This is a genomic window from Corallococcus sp. CA049B (assembly GCF_003611685.1).
Classification (GTDB): domain Bacteria; phylum Myxococcota; class Myxococcia; order Myxococcales; family Myxococcaceae; genus Corallococcus; species Corallococcus coralloides.
Map to the genome: position 1 here is coordinate 1 of NZ_RAWC01000369.1, position 4,635 is coordinate 4,635.

Consider the following 4,635-nt stretch of genomic DNA (forward strand, 5'->3'; position numbering starts at 1 on the left):
CCCCGGGTCGGTCCCCCCTGTCGGGCAGGGAGCGGTTCGCGGCAAGAACTCGTGAGGCAGCCGACCGAGCACCGCTCGGAAACTTCCCAAGCCTTGCGCCCGCCCGATAGGATGTGGCGGTTTTCACTGCACTTTTTGCTGGGTGAAGGGCTTCATGGAGCGTCGCGTCCTCATCGTCGAAAGCCAGAACGACTTCGCACTCAGCATGGCCTCCGTGCTCAAGAGCGCGGGCTACAACACGGCCATGGCCACCACTGCGTCAGACGCGCAGCGGGAATTGGAGAAGCGCCGACCGGACCTCGTCGTCGTGCGCGCGGAGCTGCCGGACCAGTCCGGCTTCGCCCTCTGCGGGCAGATCAAGAAGGGCAAGTGGGGCCAGAACCTCAAGGTCCTCCTGCTCTCCTCCGACTCCGGCGTGGAGGGTCTGAACAAACACCGTGAGACGCCGGCCGCCGCGGACGGCTACCTCGTCATCCCGTTCGAGATGGGCGAGCTGGCCTCCATGAGCGCGGGCATCGTGCCGCCCGGCTCTGATGAGTCCGACGCGGACCTGGACGCCGCGCTCTCCGGTGCGCCGCGTGAAGCCCCGCCGCCCATGCCCGGCGTGCGCACGGGCGCCCCGCCCAAGCTGCCCAAGCGCGAGCGCCGCAGCGCGATGACGGACGAGGACAAGTCCTTCATGGACCGGGCCTTCTCATCCATCGCGGACCGCAAGGCGGAGCTGCTGGCGGAGTCGCGTCAGCTGAAGCGCCCGCCCCCGCGCCGCGAGCTGATGGGCACGCCCGAGGGCAAGATCCAGATCCTCCGGGACGAGCTGAAGACGCGCGAAGCCCAGCTCGCGCGCCTGTCGGAAATCTGGAGCGTCCGCGAGCGAGAGCTGCTCTCCGTCGAGGACCGCCTCCATGAGAAGGACGTGGAGCTGCAGGGCCTGAAGATGCAGGTCGACGACCTGCTCAGGCGCTTCAACGACGCGCAGCAGTCCATCGTCCAGAAGGAGCGCGAGCACGGCGCCACCGTGGACGACCTGCTCCTCCAGAAGTTCTCCTCGGAGAAGGACCTCATCGAGGTCGTCGCCTCCAAGGAGAAGGACATCAACGTCCTGCGCAAGGAGGTCAACCTCCGCGACGAGGAGCTGGCCCGGCGCGGCGCGGACCTGGAGTCCTGGCGCAACGAGTTCGACAAGCTGGAGAAGCACCTCGGCGTCGTCACGCTGGAGTTCGAGGTCAAGGAGCAGAAGCTCCAGGACACCGTCCGCGCCAACGAGGCGGACATCCTCCAGCTGCGCGAGCGCGGCGATCAGTTCGAGTCCGAGCTGGCCCGCACCGTCAGCGAGCGCGACCAGCGCTATGCCGAACTGGACGGCGAGCTCCAGGCCCTCCAGGAGCGGCTGACGCAGACGGAGCAGGAGCGCGACGCCACCGTGCGCGGCCTGGAGGCCCGGGCCACGACGGCGGAGGAGCACGCCAGCCGCTCGGACGCGGAGATTGAGCGCCTCAACGCCGAGCGCGCCGCCCTGGAGCAGCGCCTCACGCAGCAGGTGGCGGACCTGGAGTCCGACATCGCGCGCGTCACCGGCGAGCGCGACCAGCTCCGGCTGGACAAGGACGCCCTGGAGGCGGACCTCACGCAGCGCGTGGAGGAGCGGGACGCGAAGCTCTCCGCGCTCGACCGCGAGCTGCAGGAGGCCATCGCCCGCAACGAGAACAGCGAGGCGGAGCTCAACGCCACCATCCAGCAGCACCGCGAGCGCATCGGTGAGCTGGAAGGCGAAGTCGAGGCCGTCAAGACGCACCTGGAGGACCGCGAGAACGAGCTGAACGCGGAGCTCCAGGCGCTGCAGCAGGCCAAGGACGCGCTGGAGCAGGACCTCACCAGCCAGCTGGAGGACCTGCGCGCGGCGAAGGACGCCCTGGAGGCGGACCTCAACGGCCAGATTCAGGCGCTCACCGAGCAGCTGGACGCGTCCCAGCGCCAGGGCGAGCAGCTCTCCGCGCGCGTGGCCTCGCTCGAGGACACCGTCGCCCAGCGCGACGGCACCATCGAGGGCCTGCAGACCGACGTCTCCGACCGCGACGCCCGCATCGCCGAGCTGACCGGCAACCTGGAGGCCACGAGCCAGCAGCTCTCCGAGACGCAGAACACGCTCTCCAGCACGGAGGCCACCCTCGCGGAGACGCGCGGCGAGCTGGAGGCCACCAGCCAGCAGCTCTCCGAGACGCAGGGCACGCTCTCCAATACGGAGGCCACCCTCTCCGAGACGCGCGGCGAGCTGGAGGCCACCAGCCAGCAGCTCTCCGAGACGCAGACGCGCCTGGCGCAGACGGAGGAGACGCTCTCCACCACGCGCGGCGAGCTGGAGGCCACCAGCCAGACGCTGGCCACCACCGAGGCGACCCTCGCGGACACGCAGGGCACGCTGGCGCGCACGGAAGGAACGCTCGCCGACACGCAGGCCACCCTGTCCAGCACGGAAGGCACGCTGGCGGAGACGCGCGGTGAGCTGGAGGCCACCAGCCAGACCCTGGCGGACACCCAGTCCAGGCTCGCGCAGACGGAGGAGACGCTCTCCACCACGCGCGGTGAGCTGGACGCCACCAGCCAGACCCTCTCCGACACGCAGGCCACGCTCTCCAGCACGGAGGGCACGCTCTCCGAGACGCGCGGCGAGCTGGAGGCCACCAGCCAGACGCTGACGGAGACGCAGGCCAGGCTCGCGCAGACGGAAGGGACGCTCGCGTCCACCCAGGGCGAGCTGGAGGCCACCAGCCAGACGCTGGCCACCACCGAGTCCACGCTCGCGCAGACGCAGGACACGCTGGCGCGCACGGAAGGAACGCTCGCCGACACGCAGGCGACGCTGTCCAGCACCGAAGGCACGCTCGCGGAGACGCGCGGTGAGCTGGAGGCCACCAGCCAGACGCTGACGCAGACCCAGGAGACCCTGGAGTCGACGCGCGCCGACCTGGCGAAGGTCACCTCGCACCGCGACGAGTTGGACGCGGAGCTCAACGAGACGCGCGACATCCTCCAGGAGACCAACGGCCTCCTCGCCCGCACCACCGAGGAGCGCGACGCGCGCATCGCGGAGCTGGCGGCGCTCAACGCGGCGAAGGACGCGCTGGAGCAGGACCTCACCGGCCAGATTGGCCAGCTGCGCGCGGACCTGTCGGAGACGCAGGGGCTCTACGACGCGGAGCGCACCGCCCACGCGGCGCTCGCGGAGGAGACCACCGCGCGCATCAACGCCCTCACCGGCGAGCGCGACAACCTGACCGCGGAGCTGAGCGCCACCTCGCAGCAGCTGGCCGACACGCAGGGCCAGCTCGCCAGCACCCAGGACGCGCTGGCCCGCGAGGAGCAGGCCCACGCGCAGTCCCGCCAGGCCGCCGCCAGCGCCCAGGCGGAGCTCACGCGTCAGCTCACCGAGGCCCAGGCCAACGGCGAGGACCTGGCCGAACAGCTCATCGTCACCAAGCACGAGCTGGGCACGCGCGTGTCGGAAGTCACGCAGCTGTCCTCCACGCTCGCGCAGACGGAGGACGCGCGGCACCACCTGGAGGACCGCCTCCAGACGCTCACCCACGAGTCGCAGCGCCGTGAGGAGCTCCTCCAGAACGAGGTCGACACCAAGGGCAAGGAGCTGTCGGACACGCTCCGCAAGCTCACGCACGTGACGCAGGAGAAGATGCGTCAGGCGGAGGTGCTCAACCGCGAGGTCTCCACCCGCACGGAGCAGGTGAAGCAGCTGGAAGGCCAGCTGGAGCACCAGGCCTCCGAGGCGAAGAAGCAGGCGGACGCGCTCAACCAGCAGATTTCCAACGTCTCCGGCGAGCTGGACGGGGCGCGCAAGGCCATCGCGGACCGCGACGGACAGCTGCAGCAGGCCGCGAACCAGCAGAAGAAGCTCACCAGCGAGCGCGACGGACTGGCCGGGCAGCTCCAGCAGGCCCAGGCCCAGGCGCAACAGCAGGCCCAGCAGGCGCAGGCCGCCGCCGCCGAGGCGAAGAAGCAGGCGGACGACCTGGCCGCGAAGCTCGCGAAGGCGGACCAGCGCATCGCGCAGCTCTCCCAGGAGGCCCAGAAGTTCGCCGCCGACACGGAGGCGAAGCTCAAGGAAGCCCAGGCCCAGCTGCAGGCCCGCACCAAGAAGGCCCAGGACCTGGAGCTGGCGCTGGAGAACGCCCAGAGCACCCGCGCCCGCGCGGAGAAGGACCTCAACGCCCGCGTCGCCGCGGCGGAGAGCAAGGCCAACGAGGCGGCCTCGAAGCTCGCCACGGCGCAGAAGGAGCGCAAGGACCTGGAGGCCCGTCAGGCCAAGGAGCTGGAGGACCTCAACGCCAAGCAGAAGGCGGAGCTCGAGCGCCGCGAGGCCATCAAGGCGCAGGAGGTCGCCCGCCTCCAGACGTCCGTCCAGGAGAAGAGCAAGGCGCTCAAGGTCGCCGAGCTGGAGCTGGCCCGCTACAAGACCAAGGCCCCGGCCGCCGCCCCCGCCGCGAAGGCCGGCGCCAAGGCCACCGAGGACGAGCACCTGGCCGCCACCGTCCAGGCGAACCCGGTCATCCCGGCCGCCGCGAAGCCCCCGGCCAAGGCCGCCGCCAAACCGGCCGCGAAGAAGGCCGCTGCCGCGCCCACCCC

Annotated in this window: 1 protein-coding gene; it reads left to right on the forward strand. The window is 70.9% G+C overall.

Translation table 11 applies throughout. The features are described from left to right. Positions 1-154 precede the first annotated feature (154 nt). On the forward strand, positions 155-4,635 hold a 4,481-nt coding region (locus D7W82_RS38530), incomplete at its 3' end, for a response regulator (protein WP_233588194.1).